Origin of the sequence: Streptomyces longhuiensis (assembly GCF_020616555.1) — a bacterium.
Classification (GTDB): domain Bacteria; phylum Actinomycetota; class Actinomycetes; order Streptomycetales; family Streptomycetaceae; genus Streptomyces; species Streptomyces longhuiensis.
The window spans coordinates 393,317-416,088 of record NZ_CP085173.1 but is presented as its reverse complement, the minus strand read 5'-3'; the positions used below and the strand labels follow the sequence as shown (position 1 = coordinate 416,088).

Here is a 22,772-nt window from a genome sequence, read left to right as displayed (position 1 = left end):
GGCGCGTTGTCGCCGGACGCCTATCGAGACCCTCATCCACGACGGCCGGCTGGGGCGATGCCAGCAGCTCCTACCGGGGCTGCCGGGGTGCCGTGAGCCGCGCTGCCGCTGATTCCTCGATGATGGCGGCGAGATTGTGGATTCCGGGGTCGTTGAAGCGGGGTGCCCGGGCTGCAATGAAGATGGTCCGCTCGATGGGTGTGGAAGGCGTGAGGAGGTCGACGCCGTCAGGAAGCGTCTCGACGGTGAGGTCGGGGACGAGGGCGACGCCGACCCCGGCGGCGACGAGAGCGAGTTGGACGGAGAAGTCCAGGGATTCAGCGACGATTTGGGGGCGGAACCCGGCGAGGCCGCAGGCACGCTCAACCATGTCGAAGCAGGTGACGTCGTCCGTGGCGGCGATCCAAGGGCTTTCGGCGTAGTCCTCCAGACGAGTCGAAGGTTCCCCATCACCTGGACGGTCAGGCTTTCGGGTCGCGAGCCACACGGGTTCGGTCCCGATCGTGCGCGTCGCCAGGCCGGCTGGGACGTCCCGCGGAACGTTCGAGTAGGAGTGGATCACGGCGAGGTCGACGGCGCCCGAGGACAGGGCGTCGAGGGCGGCCTCGGGTTCGGACGTGGTGATGCGCAGTTCGAGCGCGCACCCGTCGTCGCCGATGACGTGGCGGCAGGCGTCGGCAAGGAAGGTACGCCCGGCAGAGGGGAACGCCGTCACGGTGTAATGCCCCACGGTCCCGGCCCGCAGCGCGTTCAGTTCAAGTTCGGCGAGCGAGATCCGATCGATGATGTCGTGCCCGTGCGCGGCGAGAAGGCTGCCGGCCGGCGTAAGGGTGACACGGCGTCCCTGTCGCTGCGTGAGCTGGAGCCCGAGTTCCTTTTCGAGCCCGGTGAGCTGCATGGACACACCAGGAGGGCTGAGGTGGAGTTCGTCGGCGACAGCGGCGATGGTGCCGAGCCGCTGGAGCGCGGCAAGCATGCGCAACTTGCGGACATCGATCACCGCACACCTCTTTCGTAAGTTTCATTTAGGTAATAAGTAAAGAACATTAAATTGTGCTTACTTCTTCATCTTGGCACCATCGAAAGATGAAGGTCAACCGCGCACTGGTCTCCGGACTCACCGTCGTCATGCTCTGGGCATCCGCGTTCCCGGCGATCCGGACAGCAGCACCCGCGATGGGCGTGATCGGGCTGTCATTCGCCCGGCTCCTGATCGCGACACTCGCCTTGGTCGCGTTCGCGTTGATGGCGAAGGCGCGTTTGCCCCACGTACGCGACCTGGGCTTGATCACCGCATGTGGATTCTTCGGCATGACGGCGTACCAGCTGCTGCTGAACTGGGGCGAGACCTACGTTCCCGCCGGTACGGCGAGCATCATCGTTGCTGGGGCGCCCCTCGTTTCCGTCGGTGTCGCGGCGGCGCTGTTCCGCGAGCGGATCTCCGTGGCGACAATCGTGGGCAGCGTCATCGCGCTGGCCGGGGTGGTGTTCGTCTGCCTGGCAAGGGCAGGAGTCTCCGTGTCCGCGTCACTGTGGATCGTGGTCGCCGCGATGGTGGTCCAGGGCATCTACCACCCCCTGCAGCGTCCCCTGCTCCAGCGGTACACAAGCCTTGAAGTCGCCTGCTATGCGATGGCGGCGGGCACGGTGATGACCCTTCCGTTCGTTCCCCTCGACCTCGACACGTTCCTCGGGGCGGGAGCAGGCGCCTGGATCGGTGCCGTCTACTTGGGCCTGCTGCCGTCCGCGCTCGGCTTCGTCATGTGGGCCTATGCCGTGGCGCGCATGCCGGTCGCCACATCGACGTCACTGCTGTACCTGGTACCACCTGTCGCCGTCCTCATCTCCTGGGTCTGGCTCGGCGAACTACCCATCCCGGCCGAACTCCTCGGTGGCGTCGTCGTCATCTTCGGGGTAGTGATCATCTCTCAGGCGCCCCGCGTTTCGGCACGTCGGGCTGCGACGCGGGCCGGGGCCGAGGCCATGGACGACGTGGAGGTTCCCGTCCCCTGATCCCAATTGATCGATGGGTCCTGGGGATCTTGTCCGAGGATGACAAGCAATTCGTCGGCCGTCCGTATGGGGGCAGGCCGCGTCGTCCCGGCGTCGCCCTGCCCCCAGGGGTCTGCTCGCCGCCACTCCAGACCGACTCCAGCACCCTTGCAGCGCGAACGCGATCGAAGTTCCAACTGTCGACTGGAGAATTGGTGCACTGTCATCGAGCGCCAGGCTGACGCGGCTTGGGACCTCAGCGCTTCTTTGTGGCTGGCAACCAGTTGTCCGCAGCGGTCAATACTTACTGGTCGTCGCGCTGCACGAGACGGTAAGTGTTGGTGGAAGGCTTGAGCCCTGGCTTGCGCGGCCGATAGGTGGATGGGACGTACGTGCTGGGTTTCCGGGACCGGGCGCGCCGCGCCGCATCCAGGAGAGCGATGAGAGTGGGGGATTCCCTCCACAACTGGCGGAGTTTACGAACGCTCAGCCCCGCCGCGGCGGCGGCAGCGTCCCAGGTTGCGCCTTTGCTCAGGGCCAGCATCACGACTCGAATCATCGCCGGCGTCTTTGCGCCGCCGGGCTCAAGCCCGTGTGCGCTGGCCAGGGCGGAGGCTGTTTGGACAGCGGAGGCGAAGTGCTGGTCGCTCGCCAGCCACCGCTGCAGGAGGGGTTCGGGCACACCAGCCCATACCGCGGCTGCCTGTGGCCCAAGTCCCAGTGCAGTTGCCTGGAGAATGTCGGCCATACGGGCAAGCCGTTCGTCTCGTTCGCTCGGTAGATCGCCCAGCGGTGCATGGAGGGTTTGCTCGACGTCCTCGCGGGCGGCCAACCATGCCATCACTCGGTCGGCCTGGGGCACCGCTTCCCTTACGGATTCGGCGCTGGGCCTTTTGATCTCGTACATCATCTCCCGTCCAGGGCCGGGGCAAAGGTTGCGGTGCGTGGCCGACGTGGGGTTCCAGGTGTCTGTCGGGTGTGCCGGTATCCGGGCCTGCCAGGCGTCACCGCACTTCAGTGCTGCTGATTGCTGCAGAACGGTTCGGTCTCGGCCGGCGGTACCGGCGCTCTGCTACTCGGTGGTCGGCTGGCTTGCCGGTTGCTGGAGGCGGGTGGCTGGGCGAGGGCGCTCGGGGGCAAGGAAGAGGGCCATGACAGGGATGAGGTAGAGCAGCCAGACGATGATTTGGAAGACGGTCGGGTCGGGCTGGAAGTTGAAGATGCCCTTGAGGAGGGTGCCGTACCAGGAGTCGGGCGGGATCGTGCTGCTGATGTCGAAGGCGAGGTTGCGCAGACCGGGCAGGAAGTCGGCCTCCTGCAGGTCGTGGATGCCGTAGGCGAGGACACCGGCTGCGACAACGACGAGCATGGCGCCCGTCCAGCGGAAGAACTTGGCCAGATTGATCCGCAGCGCGCCCTTGTAGAAGAGCCAGCCGAGGATCACAGAGGTGGCAAGACCCAGCACAGCTCCGATGAGGGGACGGATGCCATCGCCAGTGGCCTGCACCGCGGTCCAGATGAACAGGGACGTCTCAAGGCCTTCGCGGCCGACGGCGAAGAAGGAGGTGATGACCAGAGCGCCGGTGCCGATGGCTAGCGCGGCGTCCAGCCTGTCCTGGAGTTCGCTCTTGAGATGGCGGGCGGTACGCCGCATCCAGAACACCATCCAGGTGACCAGGCCGACGGACAGGATGGACAGGCTTCCGCCGAGGGCTTCCTTGGCCTGGAAGGTGAGAGTGGAGGACCCGAACTGCAGCAGGGCGCCGAAGGCGAGCGACAGCGCGACGGCGATGCCGACACCCGTCCACAGGGGCGGCAGCCGACGCTGGTTGCCGGTCTTGACGAGGTAGGCGACAAGGATGCAGACGACGAGGCTCGCCTCCAGGCCCTCACGCAGACCGATCAGGTAGTTGCCGAACACGCCGGTTCCTTTCTCTGGTTGAAGCAGTGGGGCGCTTGCAGTGCGTCAGGTGAACAGCGCCCGGTCCCACCAGGTGTCCGTGTCGCAGACACCACGCGGGACGGCGAACAGTGCCGAACCCACGTGCTGGACCTACTCGTTGAGCGCGTCATAGCGCGCCAAGTTCGGGCTGCGCGGTTCACTTCGCCACGGCGGCAGCGAGCTTCGACGAACACTCGGCCAGGGCGTTCACACCGTCGGAGAGTTCCTTGCGCTTCGGCCCGCCGACCTTTTCGTACGTGGCATACGCATAGCTGGGTTCGTCCGTGCCCTTGTCCGTGCGGGACGTGTCCAGTTGGGTCGTCAGCGCGGCGACTTGCTGGTCGAGTTCCTTGGTGGGCGAGGGGTCGTTCTTCACGGCGATCGGCTTGAGCAACTCGTAACACGTCTGCGGGCCTTCGAGGTTGGCCTTGAAGTCGACCAGATCGGTGTGGGAGCAGAAAACTTCTCCAGCAGACGCCAACCGGTCCAGTCCGCAGCCGGGATCTGGCCGGCTTCCAGGCCGTCCTCGCGGACGTCGACCTTGGGATCGATGTCACCGAAGGCCTCGGCGACCGGCTCGGTGCGCTCCCAGCCGATCCGGGAGGGGGTGTAGAGCTGCTTCGCCTTGTCGATGTCACCGGCTTGCGGCGCGTCCGTGAATGCCTTTGCCTTAGGAGGGCTCTGTTCGGCCTGCGTCAGCACGTCTGAGGGGTAGGAGACAACCGCGGTGTCCTCCTGCGGGCTCCGCTTGGCTGCCGTGTTCTTGCGTGTGGCCCTGACCTTCTGGCGGATGCCGTCGCCCTTCAAGCCGGGCTTGCACGCGATCTCGTAGTCGCCCGCCTTGAGTTCGGCGACCAGGGATGCCTTGGTTTTGGGACCGATGTTCTCGCGCTCCGCCGCGATCCGGTCGTCAGAGAAGAGCATGCACACCTCGGTGACCTGGGACCCCTTGTCCTCCAGGGCCATGGTGATGTGTCCAGCGGGGAACTTGGTCTCGGACACCTTGTACGCCGAATCCGAGGCGTTCACCGTGAGCGCGCCGTCATTGCTCGTCGCCTTCTGCGTGCAGCTCGACAGGGTGCCGGCGCCAAGGAGAAGGGGACGGGGTATGGCGGACATGGGTGCCTCAATTTCACACGGGTGTGCCGACGGCGCGGGCACAGGTGCCCTGTCGCAGCAGAGTCTACGTAGATGTAGACGGTAAGGGAAGGCTGCCCTTATCTTGAAGCCGGGTGGGGGTGGTTACTCTCATTGGCGCTCGTACCGCGCGATCTCGACACCGCCGCGCAGCCAGACGGCCACCAGTGACGAAGCCTCAGCGGCTGCGCATACGACGCCGCTGGTGGTGCCCATGACGGCGCCCGCGCGGCCTGCGCGGAGTCGAGGAGGCCGCCTGGGCCCGTCCGCTGCTGTGGCCGAGAGGGTTTTTAGCACGTGCTATTGCGTGTCGGTACCTCTGTCGAGCCGGTACCCGTGTCCCCGCAACGTGGTGATCTCCGGCAGCCGCAAGGGGCGCGGTGAGTCGGCCGCGGCCAGGTGAAGGCGGCGGCGCAGCGAGGCGAGGGTGACGTCGAGCGTTTTCGTGGGCCCGAACCAGTTCTCGTCCCACACCTGCGCCATCAGTGTCTCGCGGGAGACAGCTGCCCCCACGTGCCGGGCGAGTAGGGCGAGCAGCTCGAATTCCTTGGGACGCAGCGAGATCTCCTGGTCGTCGAGCAGGCAGCGCCGCGCGGAGGTGTCCACGGTCAAGTCGCCCAGGTGGATGGGCTGTTCCTGTGGTACAGGCCCGGACGGCCGGCGGCGCAGATGAGCGCGCAGCCTGGCCAGCAGGACTGTGAGGGTGAAGGGCTTCACGAGATAGTCGTCGGCTCCGGCGTCGAGCCCGGCGATGACGTCGATCTCGTCGCTCCTGGCGGTGAGGATCACGATGAGCACATCGGGGAATTCGGCTCGCAGGGTGCGGGCGATGTCGATGCCGTCGGTATCGGGCAGGCCGAGATCGAGCAGCACGATGTCCTGAGAGTGAGCGCGTGCCTCAGCCAGCGCGCTCGTGCCGGTGCGGGACCGGACCGTGGTGTATCCGTGGCCCCGCAGTCCGGTTTCGAGATGGCGGCCGATGGTTTCGTCGTCCTCGACGACCAGGACACGGGTCCCCTCCTGGGGCACGGGCGGGCTCATGGTCCGCATCGTAGGCTCCACAGGTTCACAGTTCTCGGAGCTCCTCGACGGCTGGTCGCGAGGAGAGGCGTGCTGCGTTCAGCGCGGCCGCGGCGATCGCTGCGATAGCAACAACGACGGTGAGGGTGAGGTAGCTCCAGGGGACCGCGATGGTGGACGGGGGAGGGTCGAAGACGCCGGTGAGGACCTTGACCAGCATCTGGGACAGGGTCCAGCCGATCAGAGCACCGCCTGCCAGACCGCCGGCCGTCATGACGGCCGCCTCGCTCAGGACGAGACCGCGCAACTGCCGCCGGGTGGCGCCCAGGACAGTAGTGATGGCGAAGGTCCGTCGCCGCTCGGCGAGCCCCAGCGCCAGCACGATGCCACCCGAGGCGGCGGCCAGGATGACCGCGAAGCCCAGTTCGATGCGTGTGAGCCCGGCCAGGTCCACCGAGGTGAGGCTGGAGCCGACGGTGGAGCGGGTCCCGACGACGTCGGTGACCGTCGCGGTGGTTCCCAAGTGGTGCCGCAGCGTGGCCGCGACACTCCTTTGATGGATGCCGCCGGTGTCGATCAGGAACGCACCGACTGCGTTGCTGCCTGTGGTCTTGGCGATGTAGTCGGCGTTGGCTACGAAGAAGCTGTCCTTGGGCGCCGTGGGGAACTCCTTGACGATGCCCGCGTAGTGGAAGGGCACGGTGTGCAGCGACTCGGTGCGGCTGTCCTGCAGCCGCAGGTTGAGGGTGTCACCGGGAGAGAGCTGGAAGTCCTTGACGGTTTCTTCGCTGACCAGGACGGAGTCGGGCCGCGCGGCGAGCTTGTTCATGAGGCTCTTCGCGGTACCGCCGGCGAAGTAGGCGTCCTGGAGGGAGGTCGCTGATGTGATGGAGGCGGGGTTGACCCCGTAGAGGTCCTGAAGGTCGGCGCCGACATAGGCGAAGCGGTGCTGGACGGGCTCGATGTGCCTGACTCCGGCCACCTTCAGGGAGTGCCCCGCGCCGGGGCCGACGGCAGTGCCGGGAGATTCGGTGACGGTGACGTCGGCGCCGTTGGTGAGCTGCGCGTCGACCTCGGCCTGCTGCCGGTAGGTGGCGTTGAACGTGGCTGTGGAAGCGGCGAAGGAGACGGCGAGGGCGAGCAGGACGATGGCGCGGGCCAGCGGACGGCGTTGGCGGGACATGCTCGCTGCCGTTGTGCTCGCAAGCGTTCCGGTCAGCGGACGGGCCAGACGTGCCAGCGGCCGCCTTCCATGGGCGAGTACGACAGTGGCAACGCGCCACAGGAGTAGTGCGCCACCGAACCAGAGCAATGCCGGTCCCAGGAATGCCCAGTACGACACCGAGATGCTAGCGACCCCTTCGGGCGCGAGGACCAGCGCGTACTGGTTTCCGCTCGAGGCTCGGAACACCAGGAGCGAGGCGGCGAGCAGGATGAAGTCCACGCCGAACCTCATCCACCACGGTGAACGAGCGCGGCCGACGACCTGACGTGCGGCGGCGACGGTGCCGCCGCGCAGGTCGCGCAGCGCCGGAATGAGAACCGCACCGGCTGCGACGGCGAGTCCGAGGACCAGAGCGAGGGCGAACCATCCGATGGCCGACGCGCCTTGTACACCGAACGAGGCGGTGCCGAAAGCGGCTTGGCCCACCAGCGCCGCGATGCCCAGCCCGAGGAGACCGCCGGTCATACCGACCAGGGCGGCCTCTGCGCCGGCCAGCGCCATGACCTGACGGGGCCGCAGCCCACGCGTGCGCAGCAGTGCCTGCTCGCGGCGCCTGCGCCCGGCCCCCGCGCCTGCGACCGCGGTGGTCAGGAGGGCTGCGAGCACCGCTCCCGGCACGCCGAGGAACAGGAAGAGGATCTGCGCATAGAGGGCGTCCTGGCGGGCCGCGTCGAGGGCGGCACCGAGGTTGTCGCCGACGAGAGCCCCTCCGGAGGTGTGTGCCTCCAGGTTGTGGGCGGCAGCGGTGACGGACGTGAACGCGGCGGCTGGGTCTGCGGGCAGGGGTGCGTTGCGGGTGAGGTGGATCTGTGTGGTGACGGCCGCGGGGTCGACGGCCCTGACCGGCGCGGTCAGCTTGTCGAACGCGGGGGAGGGGAGCAGCAGGACGTTGTCGGGTGGCGCGGTGGGCTGCGACTGGGGCGGTGCGCCCACCTTCTGGAACAGAGAGTCGGCCTGCGGGAGGTCGACGACACCGGACACCTTCACTTCGGCGGGCCGCGTGCCGGGCAGTCGTACCGTGACGCTGTCGCCGGGAGCGACGTGCAAGTTGGCCGCGGTCTGCTGGGCGAGGAGCACGCCGGACGTGGCGCCGGTGAGCTGCCGGATCTCACGGGGGAACGCGGACCGGTAGGTGTCGGGCAGACCGAGGACGACGCCCGGTCCGGTGTTTTGCGTGCTGCCTTGGCCGGTGGCCTCGAATCCGGTGGATCGGGCCATCCCGACACTCTGCGCGTTCCCAACTCCTGGTGTGGAGTTCACGGTCCGAAGGATCCCGGCTGGGTCGGCTCCGGGCTGGACCTCCACCTGCCAGTCGACCGCGACCGAGCGGACGGCCCGGTCGGTCATGGTCGATTTCGACGCGGTCAGGAACGAGCCGAGCGAGGCCACGAGGGCGACCGCGAGAGCGATTCCGGCCGCGGTGGCGGCCAGCCGTCCCGCGCGGCGTCGCAGCAGCCCGCTGATCCAGTTGATGATCATGGCGTGTCTTTCCGGTGAGCCGTTGCTCCAGTCCGTGGCGACGGAGCGGGCACGGGTTGCAGACGGCCTTCGTGCATCTCCCACTGCTCGGTCAGCCGCTGGGCGACCGTGGGATCGTGCGTGGTGACGACCAGGGCGGCGCCGATCTCGTCGGCCACGGATATGAGGACGTCGATGATGTGCTGGCCCGTCGCGCGGTCCAGCTGACCGGTGGGTTCGTCTGCCAGGACCAGGCGCGGGCGCAGGGCCAGTACGCGGGCGATGGCCACCCGTTGGGCCTGACCGCCCGATAGTTCTTCTGGCAGCTTGCGCGCCAGATCGGCCGCAGCCACGAGGGCGAGGGCGTCCATGGCACGGATCTCCGCCTCCGCTCCCGGGATCTTGGCGAGGACGAGCGGGAGTGCGGTGTTCTCGGCCACGTCGAGGGCCGGTATGAGGCTGGGGCCCTGGAACACCACCCCGACCTGTCCGGTCATGCGCCCCTCGGTGAGACCTGGCCGGCTGACCCTCCCGGCGGTGGGCTCCTCGAGCGCGGCCATCAGATGCACCAGGGTGGACTTGCCCGAACCAGACGGTCCGGTGATGGCGATCCGGTCGCCGGACCGCACCTGACAGGTGGCACCGTGCACCGCGACAACAGCGGTAGGACCCGAACCGTAGGTGCGGGCCGCGTCCTCGCACCGGACGAGTACCTCCCCGGCAACCACGACGCCCGCGTCGTCCGTGGTGCTCATGACGGGATCCTTCCGTCGCGCAGGGTGATGACCCGGTCGGCGATCTTGACCGCTTCGGGGCTGTGGGTGACGACCAGCACCCCGCCCCCGGCATCGGCGCGGGCCCGGAGCAGGCGGAGGATCCGCTGCTCCGTCGCTCCGTCCAGCTCACCGGTCGGCTCGTCGGCGAGGAGGATGTCAGGATCGTTGGCCAGGGCAACGGCAAGGCCCGCACGGGCGAGTTCGCCGCCGGCCAGCTCCTGAGGCAGAGCCCGGGCCCGGTGCCCGAGCCCCACCCGGTCGAGAAGCGAGGCGACAGACTGCTTGCTCCCGCCGGGCGCTGCGGTACGCGCGAGGCGGATGTTGGCGCTGACGTCAAGATGCGCGACGAGGTTGCCGGACTGCAGCAGGACGCCGATACGGCGGGCACGGACGCGTGACCGCTCGGCCTCCGGACGATGGCTGATCCGCTCCCCGCCGATGTGTACGACGCCGCCGTCCGGCTCGTCGAGACCGGCCAGACACGCCAGCAGGGTCGACTTGCCGGATCCCGACGGCCCGATGACAGCGACGGTCTCCCCACGCCGGACCTGCAGCGTGACGCCGCGCAGGGCCAGGGTCTCCTCCTCGCCGGCCCGGTAGAACCGGTACAGGTCCGTGGCCCGGAGTGCGTCTCTGTCGGCGTGTTCCGGGGCCTTGGCACATGGGGTGCTGGTCATCACTGCCACCGCAGCGAGTCCGAGACAATGCGCCACGGGTCCACGTTGTCGGCGCCGACAGGTCCGGACAGCGTCAGATCGACCTCGTGTCCGTTCTTGGAGTAGGCGTAGCGCTCGAACGCGTCGTGCACGACCTTGCCGGTCACGGAGTCCGGTGCGCTGTCCCCGCGGTAGGTGACCAGTACGGCCTTGCCTCCCTGGCGGGACACGGTCGTGACCTTGCCCATCCGGAAACCAGGAACTTGTTTGCGCAGGACGGGCAGGGTCTTCGTGTTCACCGACCCAGCGGTGGGAGCCACGGACGTGTTCGTCGGCGCGATCTCGATCCGGTTCAGCTTGTCCGTGAAAGTCACCGCGTTGCCGGTCGTCGTGCGAGACCACCCCTCGGGGACCTTGACGGTGAAGCCGCCGCCGGCCGGTTTGTAGACGACGTACGCCTGGTTGTCGGGGATGTCACCGGCCGGGTTGGACTCGGTGGGAGCGGGCGCTGGACCGGAGCTGTTCGACGTGCCGCCGCCAGATGCGGAAGTGCTGCCGCCGCTGCATCCCGCCACTGTGCCCGCGGCCAGTGCCACCGCGGCAACGGAAAGAACGAGTTTGCGTCGCATGATCGTGGTTTCCTTCACGAGTGAGGCCGACTGCATACCTGCGACGCTAGGCAGCGGCTGGTTAGAGCCCGGCGCGCGCAGGGTTAGACGACGGCAAAACCTGCCTGTGGCTGCCGGTCACACGCGTGCGCGCCCGCATCATGGAGGCCATGAACAAGCGCGTTGTCAGGGTGGCCCTGGTGGCCGCGGTGGTGGCTCTAGTCCTGCTCGCCGTGCCGCTCGCCGTGGCCATCCGGGTGTCGTTCTTCGCCGATGAACGCGGAGAGGTGGAGCGCCGCGCGATGGCGGCCGCGGCCCGGGTGAGCCCTGACTTCGCCTCCGGCGACCCGGTCGAACTGCCGCCAGGGCCATCCGAAGGCCAGGTCGGCGTCTACGACCGACAGCTGCGTCTGCGTGCGGGGACCGGCCCGGGTACAGCCGACAGCGCCACGCGCCGCGCGATGGCCGACAAGGTGGTCCAGGAGCAGACGGATGACGACCTGGTGGCCGCCGTACCCGTATCCCAGAACGAACGCGTCATCGGTGTCGTACGCGCCTCCACCGCCACGCAAGGAGTGTGGAACCGCGTCCTGCTCGGCTGGGGCGCCCTGGTGGCCGCAGTCCTGATCGCGCTCGGCGTCGCCGTCCTCGTGGCCCGCAGACAGGCACGCATCCTGAGCGCCCCTCTGGAGGCCCTCTCCCGGACATCCCTGGCCATCGCGGACGGCGACCTGTCCGCAAGGGCCGAACTCTGCGGCATCACCGAGATCGACCAGGTGGCCGCCACCCACAACACGATGGTCCAGCACCTGGCTCAACTACTCCAACGCGAGCGGCACTTCACCGCCAACGCCTCCCACCAGCTGCGCACTCCGCTCACCGGCCTGCAACTGGGTCTGGAAACAGGGCTCAACACCCCCGGAGCGGACCAGCGTGCCGCCCTGGAAGAGGCATTGGAGCAGGCACACCACCTTCAGCACACCATTGACGAAGTCCTTCGACTGGCCACGGCGGAAGCGCTGCCGGCCGCCGTCGCCTCCACCCGTCCGGCCGGTGACCTCCTGGACCAGGTCGAGGCACGCTGGCACGGCCCCTTCGCCCAGGACAGCCGTCGCATGGAGGTCGTGCCGGACCCGGCAGCGCTCACCCTGCCCGTCCCCGGCCGGACCACTGACCAGATCCTCGACATCCTCCTCGACAATGCCCGCCGCCACGGCACGGGAACAGTGACGGTGACTTTGCGCGAACTCGGCGGCGCGCTCGCCCTCGACGTCGCTGACGAGGGAACTCTCGCCATCGACGCGAAACGCCTCTTCGAGCGCGGCGTCACGACAGGACCCGGCAGGGGAATCGGCCTGTCCCTCGCTCTCGATCTCGCCGAAAGCGCAGGTGCACGCCTCAGCCTGAGCCAGCGGTCGCCCACGCGCTTCACCTTGCTGCTGCCACTGGCCGAGTAACGCCCCGCTTCCCTTACGTTCCGGGTCCGGAGTGCTGCGCCGACCTTCCAGGGAGCGCCATCAGCGGGGCGTGAACGGCTGTGTGCCGGTGCATAACGGCGCTTCTTCCCGCCGGGGCTCCTGCAGCGGAAGTAGACCGCAACAGAGCAGCCCAAAGGTGCTTCCCGGGCTGATGGCGACCGGCTCGTTGCGATACCGAACCGGCCCCGGAGGTCGTGTCCTGCGCAGCCGCCTTGCTCCTGCCGGCTCCACTTGCTGCCACTCGCCACTTACCACCGCGCAGCCAGCCACAGACAGCCGCCGTCTTGTGTTGCGCAGCCGGTGGCGGATCGTCCCGGCCGGTGGCAGAACGGGCAGAACAGAGATCAACGACCTTTTCGTCCGAGTCCCGTGGCTGTGGTTGAGCGTGCCACCTAGTCTCTCGGCCAACTCGATGGCAGGGCAGCCCCGTTCGCGTCATGGGTTTGTGCTTTGCCTTTCGCCTCTGACTTTCCGGGAGATTGCTTCATGAGACGAGCCTCACGAGCAGCCGCTGCACTGACACTGACCACCACTCTGTTGGTGGCGGCCAGTCTCACCAGTCAGGCGCAGCCGGACAACGACGCGAAGGACTTCGGCACGTGGGCGATGGCGCCGCAGAAGACGGTCACGCCGCAGACCGATGACCAGGACGCCTACAACCAGGCACACGGGCGCCCTCTGCCCGAGCGGGAGCTGCTGCAGCCCTCGCTCGATGCGGCCCTGTCCTCCTACAGCGCGAAGCCGAAGAGCTCTCTGCACGGTGACTACCAGTGCGGGGCCTCGGACGTGTTGGCCGCGCTGTCGAAGACCTGGATCAAGGAGTTCGAGAAGAAGTATCCGCGGGTGCACATCTCCGTGAACCCGCCCTATGCGGGCAGCCTGGGCGCCCTGGAGCTGGTGAAGGGGAACCTCGACTGTGTCTTCGTCTCGCGCGAGCTGAAACCCACGGACGTCAAGGGATTTCACGACGCCTTCGGCTACGACCCGCTGAGCGTGCCGATCTCGGGTGGCAGCTACCGCCACTTCGGATTCCTCGACTCCGTCGGGATCATCGTCAACAAGGACAACCCCGTCGACAAGCTCTCGTTCGACCAGCTCGACGCGGCGTTCTCCACGACACGCAACCGCGGTGGCTCGCCCGCGCTCACCTGGGGAGATCTCGGCGCCACCGGTGAGTGGGCCGACAAGCCGGTCCACATCGTCGGTCTGCAGCCGTGGAACGGCTTCGAGGAGTTCGTCCGCCAGCGTGTCCTGAACGCAGCCGGCAAGCGGGGCGAGTGGCGCCCCGGCGCCGGCGACGGCTCGACTCCGGCAGATCCCGACGTGCGCTGGGAGAAGACCGTCTTCCCCATCGCCAAGGACGTCAAGGCCGACCGTTACGCGATCGGCTACACCGGCATGGCCTACGTCGACCAGGGCGTGAAGGTCATCGCGCTCAGCGAGCACAACGGGGCGACGGCGTATGCGCCCACGTACGAGAACGTCGCCTCCGCGGCGTATCCGTTGAGCCGGGTCACGTACTTCAACGTGAACAAGCGCCCGGGCAAACAGCTGGATCCGGTGATGGAGGAGCTGATGCGATTCATCCTCAGCAAGCAGGGCCAGGGCGTGGTTTCCAAGCAGCAGGTGTTCTTGCCGCTGCGCGCGCAGCAAGCCGACGCGAGCAAGCGGGCCATCCGCCAGGCTCCCTGACCCTCAGTGCCCGGGGCCGGCGGCGTCGCGGCATGCCTGCGACGCCGCCAATCCGGGCCGACCGGGCTCGCCAGGCTCGCTGTCGAGCCCTCAGGGCGGCGATGGCGGATTTGTGGGGCTTGGGCGGCCGGTCAGCAGGCGGCGGAGCCAGTTCAGCCGAGCGGTGGCGGCCGTCTGGGAGAGGACAGCGCGGGGGAGCAGGCTGGTGAAGCCGCGGAATCCGCCCGGTCATCCCTTCTCTTGCGTGGGAGCCCCCGGTTTAGACCGGGCCAGATATGGGGTTGCGGGAGCGACCTTGAGAACCGCGTGGGGTTGCGGGCTAATTGCTCGCTGATGGCTGTCGGCAGGTGTATGGATCTGAGGATGCTCTCGGCCGCGTTCAGCGAGCTCTCAGCGGGGGTGTGGAAGAGTTGCTTCGCGTCAGTCGCGGTCGCGAGATGAATCGTCGGACTGTAGCCGGTCCGATTTCATGTCCCGGCGGCATCAGCGTTCTTATGTCGCGTGCATTGCTGCGTGAGCCTAATCAGATCCGTGCATGCGGCAACGGAATATTTGGAGACAGGTGGAATTATGACTGTCACCGCGCCCCGGTCCTCCAGGGTGGATGGCTCGGCCAAGTATGTGCTGCGGAAGCTCCCCCTTGTGACAGCGTTGTTCTGGGCGCTGAAAATCGTCGCTGTGACTCTCGGGGAAACTGGCAGTGACGAATTTGCGATCGAACTCAAGTTTGGGTACGTCGCCTGTGCGATCGTGTTCTTCGTGTTCTTCGTGATCGTCGTCGGTTTCCAGCTGCGAGCCAAGCGCTTTCATCCGGGAATTTTCTGGACGGTGATCTTTAGCACCAGCATCGTCGGGACCGCCATCTCGGACCTCATGGACCGCGGGGTCGGCCATTCCGGGACTGTGACCAGTAACGGGATTGGCTACGGGGCTGGTGCGGTGATCCTTACCAGCCTCCTGGTGATCATCTTCGTGGTGTGGTGGCGTACCGGGCAGACCTATGACGTGGAGAAGATCGCCTCACGCAAGGGCGAGGTTCTGTACTGGGTTGCGATTCTCGTGTCCAACACCCTCGGCACCGCCAGCGGCGACTGGCTGGCCCACGGCGCCGGCCTGGGATTCCGCAATACCTTCTTCGCCATCGCCGGAGTCATGCTGCTCCTGCTCGCCGCCCACTACCTGACCAGCATCAACACGATGGTGCTGTTCTGGCTGGCGTTCATCCTCACCCGCCCACTGAGCGCGGCAGCCGGTGACTCGATCACCAAGCCTGTCAGCGAGGGCGGACTCGGACTGGGCACGCTGTGGGGCTCGGTGATGCTGGTGGGAGTGCTGGCCGCCTTGGTCGCCTACCAGACCTGGCACATCCGGCGTCACCCGCTCGACATGCTGCCGGCCCCGACCCACCGGATCACTGGGCAGCCCCAGCAGCCCAACGGGCAGGTGGTCCTGGCCTACGGCCCGCGTCCTGAACAGATCGTCGAGGTCTCAACGAAAGCACCTCGTTGATGATGTTCCTTCGAGGGATTCGATTCAGTGCTGTGTGATGGGGAGGCGGACGACGAAGCGGGCGCCGGTGGCGTTGTCCTCGACATGGACGGTGCCGCGGTGGACGGTGATGATGTCGCGGACGATGGAGAGTCCCAGTCCGCTGCCGCCGGTGTCTCTGCCCCGCGCGTCGTCCAGGCGTGTGAAGCGGTCGAAAACGCGCTGTCGGTCGGGTCCGGGGATGCCGGGACCGTCGTCGGAGACGACAAGTTGCGCGGTGCCGTCGCAGACGCCGAGGCTCACGTCGATCCTTTGGGTGGCGTACCGGAGGGCGTTGTCCAGCAGGTTCCGCACCACGCGGGTGAGGGCGTCAACGTCGCCGTCCGCGCGCGCGGCACTGACGGCGTGCTGATCGATGGTGAGATGCGTGCGCTGACGAGCGCGCCGGACTTCGGCGAAGACGATCTCGTCCAGGTCCACGGGGCGTGTGCGGAATTGAGGGCGGGCGTCGAGACGGGCCAGGCGCACCAGGTCGTCGACGAGACGGGAGAGGCGTTCGCTGTCCTCTACGAGGACCGGGCCCAGGCTGCGCCAGTCCGTGGATTCGGGATGCCGGGCGGCGACCTCCAGTTGCGTGTGCAGGCTGCTCAGGGGGCTGCGCAGCTCGTGGCTCGCGTCGGCGATGAACTGGCGCTGCTTGTGCGTAGAGGCCTCTAGCCGGGCGAGTAGATCGTTGAGTGTGGTGGCGAGCCGGCCCAGCGCGTCGGCTGATGGGGGCACATCGAGACGGCGACTGAGATCGGAGACGGTAATTTCGGCGGTCTGAGCGCGCAGCACCTCTACGGGATGCAAAGCACGCCCGGTGAGCAGCCATGCGACGCTGGTGAGCACGGTAACGGCCAGCGGCACGCCAATGGCCAGCCCCCTGGTGAGCCCGGCGAGGCTGTTGTCGACGTCCTCCGTGAGCACGGCGGCGTACACGGTCATCGGCGTGTTGGGCGTGCCGGCGCGGATGGCCACGGCGCGCCATGTTCCGTTCTCTCCGTGGGGAAGGTGATGCACGCTACGGGCGTGGGGCTCATCCGAGGTGGCCGGTGCCGGGGCGAAGGTGAACGCTCTCTGGTTGCCTTCTAGATTCGGTGAGCTGGACCGTACCGTGCCTTTGCTGTCGATGACTTGGGCGGTGATGTCGCGATCGCCGGCGGAGGGCAGCGCGGCAGGGAGGTTTCCGGAGTTGACGATCTCGGCGACGGCTTGGGCCCGCTGCCAGGCGGTCTGGTCGAGTCCGCTGATGAGGTTGGTGCGAAGCCAGGCGACCAGCACTACGGCGGCACCCGCCAGTGCCGCTGTGATCACGAGTGCTGCCGCGGCGGTGAGCCGCAGGCGCAGCGACCGGCGGCTCCACCAGGCCCAGGCACGGGCGGGCCATCGTGTCACTGGCCTGTGCCGCGTAGCCGGTAGCCGGCCCCGCGGATGGTGTCGATCGACTGGCGGTCGAAGGGGACGTCGATCTTGCGCCGCAAATAGCCGACGTACACCTCGACAATGTTGGTGTCGCCGTCGTAGTTCTCGTCCCACACGTGGGTGAGGATGTCGGTTTTGCTGACCACCTCGTCGCGGTGGCGGAGCAGGAATTCCAGCAGCGCGAACTCCCGCGCTGTCAGAGCGATTTCCCGCCCTGCGCGGTGACATCGGCGAGATGCGGGGTCCAAGTTGAGGTCGTCGGCTGTGAGTACGGCGGGTCTGGCCGGTGCCCCGCGGCGCAGCAGGGCCCGCAGGCGGGCGACGAGCACCACGTAGGAGAACGGTTTGCTCAGGTAGTCATCGGCCCCGAGATCGAGGGCGTCTGCCTCGTCGCACTCGCCGTCCTTGGCAGTGAGCATCAGCACTGGGGTCCACACGCCGGCCATCCGTAGCCGTTTGAGGACCTCGTATCCGGTCAGTCCGGGCAGCATGATGTCCAGCACGATGACGTCGTGCGGCTCGTTGACGGCATGCCAGAGCCCGTCCACACCGTTATAGGCGATATTGGCGACGAAGCCGTCGGAGGCGAGGCCGTGCGCGAGTCCCGCGGCAAGCCCGCGTTCGTCTTCGACTACGAGCACTCGCATGATTGCCTTTCCGGCCGCTTTCTGCCCTACCCATTACAGCAGGACCCTGGCCAGTCGGCCGGAGACCGTTTCGCCTGAGACACGGACAAACGCTATGCGCGCACGTTCTTGCCGTGACGCCAGCCTCTGCAGGAAAGAGGTCTGATCACTAAGCTCAAGGCACGGCGAGGCATCGCGATGCCTTTACAGCAAGACTTTCGACAGGTGCCGCGCAGGCCTCCATCTGCGCGGCACGGGCGACTCCGACGTCCGGTGAAACTGTCCAGGTACCGGTGTGACCGGCAGGTCGGTGACGTCGAGGAGCTCCGTGTCCAGCTCGGCCTGGAGAGCGTCGATCTGCTCGCGTACTCGGCGGCCGGTGACCTCGCGCTGCCCTACGTGGCCAGGTACCTCTGGCGCGTCCGCACTTGACGGTGGGCACCGCCCGCGCACGCGCCCACTGCCGTTACGACGCCCTCGGGCGCCGCTCGTCGAAGTGCTGCATGGCCCACGACGGCATCACAAACGCCGACGAAGCCCACTCCAGCTGGGATGGCACCCTCGCAGAACAGACGGACTCCATCATCAAAGCCACTCTGACCTGGGAATACGACGGCCACCGGTCACTGACCCTGCGCTCGGGGATCGTCGTCTGGTTGGTACGGGCCGGGACGGTGACAAAGCGGGTCGGTACCTGCCCTGGGGTCAGGGATGCCCCGTCACCCAAAGGCGCGCCAGGGCCTGTGTTTCCAGGTCGCCGTGGGGCCGTCGACTCGCGCTCTCTTGAGGCAGGGAACTCAACGTGACCAATCGGCGGCAGGGGCGCGCCGCCGCCTGACGCAACTCGACTCGCATCGACCGCCGTCGCCCAAGGCGGGGGCGCACACCGAGGAGGGTCGGTGTGCGCCCGCGGCCGAGTGGATCAGGTCTCCGCAATCCACGTACGCCGCCTCATAGTCGTGTGCGAGGCCGCCGAGCCGTGTAACCCACGACGGATCGTCGAGCAGCTCCTCCGCATCTGGCAGGCCCGCACGGCACAGGAAATGGAGCACGTCCACATCCGCGCAGGCGAAACCGGGGAGCCGGCCGCGCGACCGTTACTCGCCGACCGCCCAAGCCGAACGGCAGGTACGCGGCTATCGGCGCCACCGCCGTGACTGGGGCGCCTGTAAGCGCCTCGGCTTTGCTGCTACACAGCAGGGCGAAGGAGCCAGCCCGTCGTCGGGTTCGTGACTGAGCAGTCATAGCGACTGTGCCTGCGGGCGGACGTCGGGAAACAGACACAGTTTCGTGGACACAAACTGAAGGATCCGTACATATTGTTTCTTTTCATGGGTTGACGCTCAGTGTGGTGATTCTCAGGCTGGTAGGTGGGACTGGCGGAAGGACTGCGGTGGTGAGTGGTGGGCAGAGCGGACATCCCCGGTTGCTGACGGCAGCGGAGACGGCGGCGCCGGTGGATGCCGTCGATGTGATCGCGGAGGACCTGCGGCTGCGTTTCGGGGCCACGCAGGTCTCTTTCCTCATCGTGGACCTGACGGGGAAGGCGGTGGCGCGGCTGTCGACAGCCCCCGCGGAGGATGGGCTGAAGACGGAGCGGATCCCTGTCTTCGGCAGCGCCTACGAGGAGGTGATCCGTACCCAGCGGCTTTATCAGGAGGTGACCGATCAGGGGCAGCGAGTGATCGTGCCGGTCACCAACCGGGGGGACGCGATCGGGCTGCTGGAACTGCTCCTGCCAGCCGATCCCGGCAAGGACGTCCTTGATGAGGTCGGGGAAGCGGCCCATGTCCTGGCCTACATCGTGATCGCCAATGAGCGCTTCACCGACTTCTACACCTGGGGCAAACACTCCAGGCCAACCACTCTGGCAGCGGAAATCCAGTACCAGCTGCTTCCCTCGTCTCTTTCGTGCGAGGCCGCACAGTTCACGCTGTGCGGGAGCCTGGAGCCTTCCGAAGACCTCAGCGGCGACACCTTCGACTACACCCTGCAACGGGACGCACTGCACGTGTCGGTGACCGATCCCATGGGCCACGACCTCGATGCGGCCCTGGCTGCCACGGTCCTCGTGAGCGCCCTGCGTGGCGCCCGCCGCGCAGGAGCCGGCCTGGCCGAACAGGCCCAACGGGTCGACCGGGCACTCGTCGACCACGGCCACGGGCACGCCACCGGGCAGCTGCTGCGCATCAATCTCCATACCGGGCGGGCCCAGCTCGTCAACGCGGGACACCCCTGGCCACTGCGCATGCGCAAGGGCGTTGCAGAGGTGATCACCTGTGAGGTGGACCATCCATTCGGGCTGTCGGAATTCACGACCCTCCCCTACCGTGTGCAGGACCTCGATCTGCGCCATGGCGACCGTCTGCTCATGTTCACCGACGGCATGGTCGAACGACATGGGGAGAAGGTCGACCTGCCTGCCCTACTGGAGCGCACCCGGGGCCTGCACCCGCGGGAGACCGCGTTGTTGCTGACGTCCGCAGTCCGGGACGCAGCTGGCGGGCGGCTCGAAGACGACGCCACCGTGATGTGCCTGGACTGGCACGGCCCACAGGAGACCCAACGACACGCCAGTTCCGGCGCGGACGCTCAACAAGCCTCAGCCAGTCGCACGAAGCAGCAGCCGTGACCAGTGCGGTTTCCTGGACGGTGCCGGGCTGCCGCTGAGTAGCGCTCGCGCCCTACCTCCTCCTGGAGGCGGCGGCCAGACCTAGGTGTTCAGTTCGGGCACGTTGGTGACGGCAGGGTGGCCTTGCGTGGGTGAGGGCCTTCTGGTTTCGGTGACGCCTCGACCTCCTCGACCCCGTCCAGACCGGACAGCAGGACAACGAGCAGGACAGGTCGGGGCGCGCCCTGGGCACTGTCCGGGCGGCTGTCCGCGCTGTCATGGACACGGTCCCGAACGCCGCCCTCGACGATGTCCTTGACCAGCTCGATCGCCTGCGCACCGACGCCGACGAGGACACTGTCCGCGCCGTCTGGGACAACGAGCAGGGCATCGAGGACAGCAGGTCAGAGGGCAACCTCCGCCCCGTTGCCCCGCCGGGACAGACCGTCACGGACTCGATCAGGACAGCCCTGTCCACCGGCATGCGGGACAAGGAGCGGATCTACAAGTGCGTGCAGGGCATCCACGGCAAGGACGTCCCGCGCTCCACCGTCGTCCGCACGGTCAACCGCCTTACCAACGAGCTGAAGGGCACCCGATGACCGAGACCCGCCCCGGCCTCGACCAGTAGGAACTCACCATTCGTGACTGGCTCCGCAAGCGCGGCATTGGCCCCGACGCAGACGAGCCGCAACTCCCCTCCGCGCCAGCTCAACTGCCCGACGGCTTCGAGCCCCGCCCGCCGGACTGGCTCGACGACATCCTCGACGGCAACGCCGAGGCAGGCGCCGACGAGGAACCCGAGCCTGCCACCAGCACGGACCCCGATCCGGACCCGGATCCGCACCCGGTGGACGACGATCCGGACGAGGAGCCCGCGCCTTGCGAGCGCCGCCGCCCGCACATCGAGCTGTCCCGCACATCCCTCGCCGAAGCCCTCGCAGCACTGACACCCAAACAACGCTGGCTTCTGACCCACGGCACCGCCGCAGCCGGATGGCCCATCGGCCTCGTCAACTGGGGCGCGGACACGGCGCGCTGGTTCGCCGCCGGCCACTGGACGAGCAGCTGAGCGTGGACGATCTACGGCCTCGCCGCCATCGTCATCTACCGGCGCACCCGGCACCGCCTGTTCCCCATCGCCTGGCTCGCCGCCGTACCCGTCTCCTCCGTCCCCCTCGGCGCGCTGCTGTACGGCCGCGCCGCCTAGCCAAGGAACCCACCGTGAACAGCCTGTTCGGTAACCTCGGCATCGTCGGCCTCGCCGTCGCGCTGACGGTACTGCTCCATATAGGCATCAAGGGCGGCGGCATGGTCAAGCCCCTCGGCTGGAGGCCGTGCCTGACCGGCGGCATACTCGCGGGCTCGTCGTACGCGGCGGCCGGCGGAATTTTCAAGATCGCGCCTGACCTCGTGGGCGGTCTCCTCGACGCGGCGCAGGGCATCATCCCCGGCTCACCATGCCCGCGGTCGCTGTGGTCATCGCCAGCCGCGGGCTCGTTGCGCAGTGACGAGCCGCGCCTGGTCACACCAGGCCGAGTCCTTCAGGACGTAAGTCACGCTGAGCTCAACTACGGTCCCGAAGCAAGAAGCTCGGCGCTCTCGGAACTCTTTTACTGATCTTGGGAACCTCGATACCTGTGTACGGCCTGTGCACCCGTAGAGTCCGCTCGGCTCAACCGCACCACTCCTCAAAGAAGGACTCAGAAATCCCGATGCGTCACCTCTCCCGCGCGGCCAAGGCGCTGCTCGCCGCAGCCGTGCTCCCGCTGGCCCTGGCGGCCTGCTCATCCGGAACCACCGTTCAGCCCTCGTCTGCCAAGACGAAGCCGGCCAAGGACCCCAACGCCGGTCTCCTGACGGGCGCACAGCTCAAGAAGGCGCTGGCACCCGCGTCCTTCTTCGCTGCCGGTTTCGCGGTCGACCCCAGCGGCGCGCGGGATACCGGCACCACTTACGTCTCGCCGAGTTCCTCCCCAGCGCCGAAGCCGGACTGCTCCCTGCTGGGCGGCACCAGCTGGATAACGATCACCGGCGACTCGGGGGTGTCCTTCGCCCAGAACGACTACGTCAGCAAGGCCACTTCCGAGGACATCGCCCAGGAGATCGACACCTACCGCGGCACGACCTCGACGACTGTGCTGACGGACCTGGAGAAAACCGCCACTGCGTGCGCGACCTTCACCGACTCCGACACGCACACCAAAGTGAAGGTCACCGGCGCCACCACGCCCGGCCTGGGCGACGCCGCTTACACCATCACCCTGACCGACAGCGCCTGGCAGAACGGCACGACCCTGATCGCCGTGCGCGCGGGCACCGACGTCGTCAGCGTCATGTCCACGGACGGGCACGACAACGGCGCTGCCACGGCCAAGAAGCTGGCGACGCAGATCGTGACGTCCCTGAAGGACGAACACCAGCGCGTCTGACCTGCTGGATGTGAGCACGACGACCCTGAGAGGTTTCTCGGATTCCGAGAAACCTCTTGGGCGGCTCGTAGCGCTTGTGGGTGCTTGGGGGCGTGCTGGACGTTGCACCCAACGGGCGACGCTTCACTTCTTGTCGTTCCCCCAGCCAGTCGGACTCGTGGCCTGTT

Annotated in this window: 20 protein-coding genes and 2 pseudogenes; 10 read left to right on the top strand and 12 right to left on the bottom strand. The window is 67.5% G+C overall.

Annotated features, from left to right (window positions below):
• Positions 1-70: 70 nt before the first annotated feature.
• Positions 71-1,000, bottom strand: coding sequence for a LysR family transcriptional regulator (locus tag LGI35_RS02085; protein WP_227291865.1), 930 nt, complete (start codon positions 998-1,000; stop codon positions 71-73).
• A gap of 86 nt (positions 1,001-1,086) precedes the next feature.
• Here LGI35_RS02085 and LGI35_RS02080 point away from each other — a divergent pair, with 86 nt between their 5' ends.
• Positions 1,087-2,013, top strand: a complete 927-nt coding sequence (locus LGI35_RS02080) for a DMT family transporter (RefSeq protein ID WP_227291864.1) — start codon at positions 1,087-1,089, stop codon at positions 2,011-2,013.
• A 283-nt stretch (positions 2,014-2,296) separates the two neighbouring features.
• Here the strand turns inward: LGI35_RS02080 and LGI35_RS02075 are convergent, their stop codons facing one another.
• From LGI35_RS02075 to LGI35_RS02035, 9 genes and pseudogenes are all read right to left on the bottom strand, one after another.
• Positions 2,297-2,902, bottom strand: coding sequence for a hypothetical protein (locus LGI35_RS02075; RefSeq protein WP_227291863.1), 606 nt, complete (start codon positions 2,900-2,902; stop codon positions 2,297-2,299).
• A gap of 162 nt (positions 2,903-3,064) precedes the next feature.
• Positions 3,065-3,913: an iron uptake transporter permease EfeU gene (efeU, locus tag LGI35_RS02070; RefSeq protein WP_227291862.1), complete on the bottom strand. Its 849-nt coding sequence runs from the start codon at positions 3,911-3,913 to the stop codon at positions 3,065-3,067.
• Between the two features lie 45 nt (positions 3,914-3,958).
• A pseudogene (locus LGI35_RS46525) lies at positions 3,959-4,090 on the bottom strand (deferrochelatase/peroxidase EfeB); the annotation flags it as partial.
• Between the two features lies 1 nt (position 4,091).
• Positions 4,092-5,053: pseudogene (locus LGI35_RS02060) on the bottom strand (imelysin family protein).
• 318 nt (positions 5,054-5,371) lie between these two features.
• Positions 5,372-6,121 (bottom strand): response regulator transcription factor, encoded by a 750-nt coding sequence (locus LGI35_RS02055; RefSeq protein WP_227291861.1) that lies wholly within the window; start codon positions 6,119-6,121, stop codon positions 5,372-5,374.
• A 16-nt stretch (positions 6,122-6,137) separates the two neighbouring features.
• Positions 6,138-8,795: an ABC transporter permease gene (locus LGI35_RS02050; RefSeq protein ID WP_227291860.1), complete on the bottom strand. Its 2,658-nt coding sequence runs from the start codon at positions 8,793-8,795 to the stop codon at positions 6,138-6,140.
• Positions 8,792-9,529, bottom strand: a complete 738-nt coding sequence (locus LGI35_RS02045) for an ABC transporter ATP-binding protein (RefSeq protein WP_227291859.1) — start codon at positions 9,527-9,529, stop codon at positions 8,792-8,794. The genes LGI35_RS02050 and LGI35_RS02045 overlap by 4 nt, the downstream gene beginning before the upstream one ends.
• A complete protein-coding gene (locus LGI35_RS02040; RefSeq protein WP_227291858.1) occupies positions 9,526-10,227 on the bottom strand; it encodes an ABC transporter ATP-binding protein in 702 nt (233 codons plus the stop codon). Before LGI35_RS02040 ends, LGI35_RS02045 begins: the two co-directional genes overlap by 4 nt.
• Positions 10,227-10,835 (bottom strand): hypothetical protein, encoded by a 609-nt coding sequence (locus tag LGI35_RS02035; protein ID WP_227291857.1) that lies wholly within the window; start codon positions 10,833-10,835, stop codon positions 10,227-10,229. Before LGI35_RS02035 ends, LGI35_RS02040 begins: the two co-directional genes overlap by 1 nt.
• A gap of 149 nt (positions 10,836-10,984) precedes the next feature.
• Between LGI35_RS02035 and LGI35_RS02030 the strand changes: the two genes are divergently transcribed.
• From LGI35_RS02030 to LGI35_RS02020, 3 genes are all read left to right on the top strand, one after another.
• Complete coding sequence (locus tag LGI35_RS02030; RefSeq protein WP_227291856.1) at positions 10,985-12,271, top strand: sensor histidine kinase; 1,287 nt, start codon at positions 10,985-10,987, stop codon at positions 12,269-12,271.
• Between the two features lie 507 nt (positions 12,272-12,778).
• Entirely contained in the window at positions 12,779-13,984 is a 1,206-nt protein-coding gene (locus LGI35_RS02025) for a PstS family phosphate ABC transporter substrate-binding protein (RefSeq protein ID WP_227291855.1), read from the top strand.
• A 570-nt stretch (positions 13,985-14,554) separates the two neighbouring features.
• Positions 14,555-15,493 (top strand): COG4705 family protein, encoded by a 939-nt coding sequence (locus tag LGI35_RS02020; RefSeq protein ID WP_227291854.1) that lies wholly within the window; start codon positions 14,555-14,557, stop codon positions 15,491-15,493.
• A gap of 24 nt (positions 15,494-15,517) precedes the next feature.
• Here the strand turns inward: LGI35_RS02020 and LGI35_RS02015 are convergent, their stop codons facing one another.
• Together LGI35_RS02015 and LGI35_RS02010 are read right to left on the bottom strand one after the other, a co-directional pair.
• On the bottom strand, positions 15,518-16,795 hold the full coding sequence (locus LGI35_RS02015; protein ID WP_227291853.1) for a sensor histidine kinase: 1,278 nt from the start codon (positions 16,793-16,795) through the stop codon (positions 15,518-15,520).
• Positions 16,796-16,905: 110 nt separating this feature from the next.
• Positions 16,906-17,583: a winged helix-turn-helix domain-containing protein gene (locus LGI35_RS02010; protein WP_227291852.1), complete on the bottom strand. Its 678-nt coding sequence runs from the start codon at positions 17,581-17,583 to the stop codon at positions 16,906-16,908.
• A gap of 252 nt (positions 17,584-17,835) precedes the next feature.
• Between LGI35_RS02010 and LGI35_RS02005 the strand changes: the two genes are divergently transcribed.
• The 6 genes from LGI35_RS02005 (at position 17,836) to LGI35_RS01975 (ending at position 22,605) form a co-directional block, all read left to right on the top strand.
• Positions 17,836-17,994 carry a hypothetical protein gene (locus LGI35_RS02005; protein ID WP_323182890.1) on the top strand — a complete coding sequence of 53 codons (159 nt, stop codon included), beginning with the start codon at positions 17,836-17,838 and terminating at the stop codon, positions 17,992-17,994.
• A gap of 964 nt (positions 17,995-18,958) precedes the next feature.
• On the top strand, positions 18,959-20,194 hold the full coding sequence (locus LGI35_RS01995) for a PP2C family protein-serine/threonine phosphatase (protein WP_423835676.1): 1,236 nt from the start codon (positions 18,959-18,961) through the stop codon (positions 20,192-20,194).
• A gap of 257 nt (positions 20,195-20,451) precedes the next feature.
• The gene (locus tag LGI35_RS01990; RefSeq protein WP_227291851.1) at positions 20,452-20,775 is read left to right on the top strand and encodes a hypothetical protein; all 324 of its coding nucleotides are present in this window, start codon (positions 20,452-20,454) and stop codon (positions 20,773-20,775) included.
• 248 nt (positions 20,776-21,023) lie between these two features.
• Positions 21,024-21,245 carry a hypothetical protein gene (locus LGI35_RS01985; RefSeq protein WP_227291850.1) on the top strand — a complete coding sequence of 74 codons (222 nt, stop codon included), beginning with the start codon at positions 21,024-21,026 and terminating at the stop codon, positions 21,243-21,245.
• A 152-nt stretch (positions 21,246-21,397) separates the two neighbouring features.
• Positions 21,398-21,793: a hypothetical protein gene (locus tag LGI35_RS01980; RefSeq protein WP_227291849.1), complete on the top strand. Its 396-nt coding sequence runs from the start codon at positions 21,398-21,400 to the stop codon at positions 21,791-21,793.
• A 95-nt stretch (positions 21,794-21,888) separates the two neighbouring features.
• The gene (locus LGI35_RS01975; RefSeq protein WP_227291848.1) at positions 21,889-22,605 is read left to right on the top strand and encodes a hypothetical protein; all 717 of its coding nucleotides are present in this window, start codon (positions 21,889-21,891) and stop codon (positions 22,603-22,605) included.
• Positions 22,606-22,772 lie beyond the last annotated feature (167 nt).